Here is a 4514-nt window from a genome sequence, read left to right as displayed (position 1 = left end):
CCCCTGATCAGCCAGTTAAAGATATTGCGCTGATGATGATTATGGAGCATATTAGTGGCGCCCCAGTGGTTGATGATGATAATAATTTGGTTGGTATTATTTCTGAAAAAGACATTTTGCAGCATATGTTTCCTAAACTTGAAGACATTATGAGTGACACACATTTTGATTTTGAAAACATGGAAACGAATTACAAAGATACTATGAACGCTAAAATTAGCGATATCATGACTGACGGTGTAGACAGTATTGATTTAGACATGCCTTGTTTAAAAGCAGCCTCAACCATGTGGTTAAGAAAATATCGAAGAATTCCAGTGACTCAAGAAGGCAAGTTGGTTGGCATTATTAGTATTGGCGATGTGCACCGCGCTATTTTCAAATCATGTATGACAGCTTAAACTTTAAGCTAAAATACCTTTCTTATGAATACAGCATTAAAAATCATCTTAGTTGATGAGAATACCGGTCGTTCTGCCATGTTGCGCAGAGCTTTACAAGATAAAGGTCATGAGGTTATTTGTCGTATGGCCAGTAGTGCTCAACTACAAGACAGTAATGAAATGACTCATGCTGATGTGGTGATTGTTAATGCCGATATTCCTGATGAAGAAGTATTTGCCAATTTGAGCGATGTTAACAATTCTAAGCCCAAACCAATTGTTATGTTTACTGAAGAGTCAAATTCTGAGATGGCTAGTTCTGCGATTAAATCTGGTGTCAATGCCTATATTGTGGATGGCCTAGAGGAAAATCGTGTGCAGCCTATTATTGATGTAGCGATGGCACGTTTTAGAGAGTTCCAAGCACTTAAAGATGAGTTAGATGCAACGCGCAACCAATTATCAGAGCGAAAAGCGGTTGAAAAGGCGAAAGGGTTGTTGATGACGCATAAATCTATCAACGAAGAAGAGGCTTATCAGTCATTAAGAAAAATGGCCATGGATAAAAACAAACGTATTGTGGATGTGGCTGAGAGTGTTATTAACGCCTTTGAATTGTTAGATTAAACTGCTAATTATTCAGGCTTTTTCTTAGAGGCATTACCCTCAAATTCTTCATCCATTTTTTCGAACTCTGCTTCGATCTTATCCATTTCAGCGTCAAATTCGTCATCATCCCAATCTTGCTCTTCAGTATCGTCTGTTGAGTGATCTTCGGTCGTTGATTGTTGCGCAGATGGCGAGTCATCAGGTGAATCAGACTCAGACTCTTTGCGGACAAAAAATGGCGCAAAAATCAGTCCAACCTCAAATAGTAGCCACATAGGGATGGCGATTAGTGTTTGTGAAATAATATCTGGTGGTGTTAGTAACATACCTAAAATGAATGCACCAATCACAACATAAGGACGGTTGGCTTTAAGTTTTTCAATGGTGGTTGCGCCAAACATAATAAGTAAGATAGTAGCAATAGGCACTTCAAATGCTACGCCAAACGCAAAAGAAACTTTTAGTACAAAATCTAAGTAGTATTGAATATCCGGCGTGAAGTCGACAATACTTGGGCCGATACTGGATAAAAAGCCAAAAATAACAGGGAACACAATATAAAACGAAAAAAGCAGGCCGGCGTAAAACAAAATAGTGGACGAAACCACCAAAGGCACAATCATTTGTTTTTCGTGTTGATAGAGTGCTGGCGCCACAAATTTCCAAATTTGATACAGTAGATACGGCATGGCAAGATAAACCGCCATAATCAGTGCCATTTTAAGTGGCGTTAAAAAGGGTGAGATGACACCAATGGCAATAATATTGCTACCCTGAGGCAAAACGTTAATAATGGGCGCAGCAATAAAACTATATACTTCATTGGCAAATGGAAACAAGCCAATAAAGATAACTAATATAGCAATAACTGAGCGTAATAGAATATCGCGTAATTCAATCAGATGTTGAACGAAAGTCATCTCTTTAGCATTCATCATTTTTTCTGATCAGTGTTGTGCTTAATGTCGTTTAAAGCGTCTTTGGTTTCGTCAAAGATTTCAACGATATTGGATTCTTTATCCATATCATTCATTTGTTTTTTAAATTGATCAATGTCGATTTCATCACTGACATCATCTTGAATTTTGGCAATAAAGCGCTTGGCTTTGCCGACGTATTTGCCAGCAGTTCTGGCAATACTGGGCATGCGCTCAGGGCCGACAATAATTAGAGTAATAATGCCAATTAAGGCAAACTCCCAAAAACCAACATCAAACATGGTTTATTTTTGCTTGTCTTCTTCTTTTACGGCTTTTACATCGATAATGTCATCTTTATTGTCGATTTTATCGTTTTCACTTTCTTTCATTGACTTTTTAAAGCCTTTAATAGCACCACCTAAGTCACCACCAATGTTTTTTAATCGTTTGCCACCAAATAATAGTAATACAATTACTAAAATAATAATTAGTTCAAAAGGTCCTGGCATCATAATTCTCTCCTAGTTTTTTATTTATTTCTATTGGCTTTTTCTTCTAACCCTGACAAGCCAAAGCGTCTTGATAATTCTTGCTCTATTTTAGCTATTTCTATGTCTTTGTGGCGTAGTAATACCAGTGTATGAAACCATAAGTCTGCTACTTCGTAAATAATTTTATCTTTAACGTCATCTTTAGCGGCCATAATGACTTCTGCTGACTCTTCGCCGATTTTTTTTAGTATCTCATCGGTGCCTTTTTGATATAAAGAGGATACGTAAGAGCTGTCTGAACTAGCATTTTTTCGATCTTCTAGAATACTTTCTAGTTGTTTGATAATATCATTCATAAATATCCTTTGGGTCTTTAATTACATCGGCTGTTGTTAGCCAGTTGTCATTATCTAATTTTTGGAAAAAACAAGAGGCGCGACCAGTGTGACAAGCAATGCCACCAATTTGCTCAATTTTAAGCAAAATAACATCTTGATCGCAGTCGCTGTAAATCTCTTTAATAAGTTGGCTGTGGCCAGACTCTTCACCTTTAAACCAAAGTTTTTTTCTAGAGCGCGAATAATAAACAGCTTGTTGTTTTTCAATGGTTAATGATAGCGCCTCTTGATTCATCCAGGCAAACATTAAAATTTCACCCGTTTGATAATCTTGTGCAATGGCTGGAATTAACCCTTGATCATCAAATTTAACCTGCTTCAATGCATCCATAGTGTGCGCTATTATTCAGCTAAAATGAATTAATTTTACCGCCACTATCACAATAGATGAGATTATTTGTTTTTAGCCTTTTTATTACATTTAACGCTTGGGCTAACCTTGAAAGTTTTTCATTAAATAGCGAGCACTCTCTCTATGTTGTTGACGGTGATAGTATTAGTCTGCAAATGCGCATAGCTGGTATTGACACACCTGAGCTTGGTCAAAAATGCAGAAAATCAAGTGCACAGATGGTTGATTGCGGGCGTATCGCTAAAAATCATTTAAAGCGATTGTTGCGTAGTTTGCCCGGTCAATTAACCATTGAGCCGTTAGGGCTTGATCATTATCAACGTGTGCTGGTTCGTGTTTACAAGGGCGGTGTTAATATCGGTGAATTAATGGTTGAATCGGGTATGGCGTTTTCTTATAAAGATACTTACCAGCAGGCAGAAAATTTGGCCAAAGCTGAACAGCTAGGATTTTGGAACTACCACACCCCGCCAATTGAACCGTACAAATGGCGCAAACTAAACCGCCATTAAGTTTTAGTGTATATTGCTGAATGATGGATATTGGAATCATCAATAAAATAATTTTATTTTGGGTAGTTTTTTTTATTACCCCTGGCCCAGTATGGGTTTCTATTATGGAGGCCACTAGAAACCTGCCTAATGCAAAAGTTTGGAATTTTTTTCTTAGTGTGTTTTTGCCAGTCAATCTAATCGTTCAATTCTCACAAGCTGTTATTTGTGTGTTACTTGTGGAGTTGGTGTTGCAGGTATTTGCCAATGTTGGGTTTTGGTTTTATATTTTGGGCGGGGCTTACATTTTATATTTAGCTTACAAAGTTATAAACAGTAAAAATAGCAACATTAATTTAAAACTAAATTTTTCAAATTTGGCAATAGTAATGGCACTTTCTCCAAAAATATGGCTATTGTTTCCATCTGGTGCAATCATTGCTACTCAGTTGGAGCTAGGAATAATGATGACTTCTGTGATTTTCGCACTTCTAATGTTGGTCATATCAAGTTTAATGTTTACCTTTTATGTAGCTCTTGGGAAGATGGGTACAAAATTATTGAAAGGCAATTTTTCCTATCTATCCTTTCTCTTATTAATATTATTTGCTTTATTTTTATTTTATGAGGCGATAAAATTGGCTTATTAAATATAAGCAAGTATTTTTAGAACTTTTCAAGGTATTCCCTAAACAAACAAAGGTGTTTAGTTTAATTCTAAACAACTGAAGTGAGTGTAGGGGATAACACAGAAAAAACTAAAAAGACGAAGCTTAACGTAGTGTGACTAACTCTTCTGCACTGGATGGATGAATCGCCACCGTATCATCAAACTGTTTTTTAGTGGCGCCCATTTTAATTGCCACGGCA

10 protein-coding genes are annotated in these 4514 nt (G+C 36.8%); 4 read left to right on the top strand and 6 right to left on the bottom strand.

From position 1 onward, the window contains the following. Positions 1-401, top strand: a 401-nt coding sequence (locus tag PSN35_RS06205; protein ID WP_300030946.1) for a CBS domain-containing protein, incomplete at its 5' end; no start/stop codon positions are given. 24 nt (positions 402-425) lie between these two features. After that, positions 426-1010 carry an ANTAR domain-containing response regulator gene (locus PSN35_RS06200; RefSeq protein WP_300030943.1) on the top strand — a complete coding sequence of 195 codons (585 nt, stop codon included), beginning with the start codon at positions 426-428 and terminating at the stop codon, positions 1008-1010. 8 nt (positions 1011-1018) lie between these two features. Here PSN35_RS06200 and tatC read toward each other — a convergent pair whose 3' ends face one another. The 5 genes from tatC to hisI are packed head-to-tail and all read right to left on the bottom strand — an operon-like array spanning position 1019 to position 3132. Continuing rightward, complete coding sequence (gene tatC / locus PSN35_RS06195) at positions 1019-1930, bottom strand: twin-arginine translocase subunit TatC (RefSeq protein ID WP_367183400.1); 912 nt, start codon at positions 1928-1930, stop codon at positions 1019-1021. Further along, complete coding sequence (gene tatB / locus PSN35_RS06190) at positions 1927-2211, bottom strand: Sec-independent protein translocase protein TatB (RefSeq protein WP_300030937.1); 285 nt, start codon at positions 2209-2211, stop codon at positions 1927-1929. The genes tatC and tatB overlap by 4 nt, the downstream gene beginning before the upstream one ends. A gap of 3 nt (positions 2212-2214) precedes the next feature. Continuing rightward, positions 2215-2424, bottom strand: a complete 210-nt coding sequence (gene tatA, locus PSN35_RS06185) for a twin-arginine translocase TatA/TatE family subunit (RefSeq protein WP_300030934.1) — start codon at positions 2422-2424, stop codon at positions 2215-2217. A gap of 17 nt (positions 2425-2441) precedes the next feature. After that, complete coding sequence (locus PSN35_RS06180; RefSeq protein ID WP_300030931.1) at positions 2442-2759, bottom strand: phosphoribosyl-ATP diphosphatase; 318 nt, start codon at positions 2757-2759, stop codon at positions 2442-2444. Further along, positions 2752-3132, bottom strand: coding sequence for a phosphoribosyl-AMP cyclohydrolase (hisI, locus tag PSN35_RS06175; RefSeq protein WP_300030928.1), 381 nt, complete (start codon positions 3130-3132; stop codon positions 2752-2754). Before hisI ends, PSN35_RS06180 begins: the two co-directional genes overlap by 8 nt. Before the next feature lie 56 nt (positions 3133-3188). Between hisI and PSN35_RS06170 the strand changes: the two genes are divergently transcribed. After that, positions 3189-3665 (top strand): thermonuclease family protein, encoded by a 477-nt coding sequence (locus PSN35_RS06170; RefSeq protein ID WP_300030925.1) that lies wholly within the window; start codon positions 3189-3191, stop codon positions 3663-3665. Positions 3666-3685: 20 nt separating this feature from the next. Then, positions 3686-4294, top strand: a complete 609-nt coding sequence (locus PSN35_RS06165) for a hypothetical protein (protein ID WP_300030922.1) — start codon at positions 3686-3688, stop codon at positions 4292-4294. A gap of 123 nt (positions 4295-4417) precedes the next feature. On the opposite strand, the gene PSN35_RS06160 is transcribed toward PSN35_RS06165, so the two are convergent. Then, positions 4418-4514: hypothetical protein (locus PSN35_RS06160; RefSeq protein WP_300030949.1), on the bottom strand; the 97-nt coding region annotated here is incomplete at its 5' end.

The organism is Candidatus Thioglobus sp., assembly GCF_028599055.1.
Taxonomy (GTDB): domain Bacteria; phylum Pseudomonadota; class Gammaproteobacteria; order PS1; family Pseudothioglobaceae; genus Thioglobus_A.
Note: the sequence above shows the minus strand (reverse complement) of the source record. Positions and strands in the feature narration are given on the sequence as shown.

Bases quoted from the DNA above. Each gene is read 5' to 3' on its own strand.
- tatC (WP_367183400.1), bottom strand. From the start codon at position 1,930: ATGATGAATGCTAAAGAGATGACTTTCGTTCAACATCTGATTGAATTA.
- PSN35_RS06180 (WP_300030931.1), bottom strand. From the start codon at position 2,759: ATGAATGATATTATCAAACAACTAGAAAGTATTCTAGAAGATCGAAAA.
- PSN35_RS06200 (WP_300030943.1), top strand. From the start codon at position 426: ATGAATACAGCATTAAAAATCATCTTAGTTGATGAGAATACCGGTCGT.
- tatA (WP_300030934.1), bottom strand. From the start codon at position 2,424: ATGATGCCAGGACCTTTTGAACTAATTATTATTTTAGTAATTGTATTA.
- hisI (WP_300030928.1), bottom strand. From the start codon at position 3,132: ATGGATGCATTGAAGCAGGTTAAATTTGATGATCAAGGGTTAATTCCA.
- PSN35_RS06170 (WP_300030925.1), top strand. From the start codon at position 3,189: ATGAGATTATTTGTTTTTAGCCTTTTTATTACATTTAACGCTTGGGCT.
- tatB (WP_300030937.1), bottom strand. From the start codon at position 2,211: ATGTTTGATGTTGGTTTTTGGGAGTTTGCCTTAATTGGCATTATTACT.
- PSN35_RS06165 (WP_300030922.1), top strand. From the start codon at position 3,686: ATGATGGATATTGGAATCATCAATAAAATAATTTTATTTTGGGTAGTT.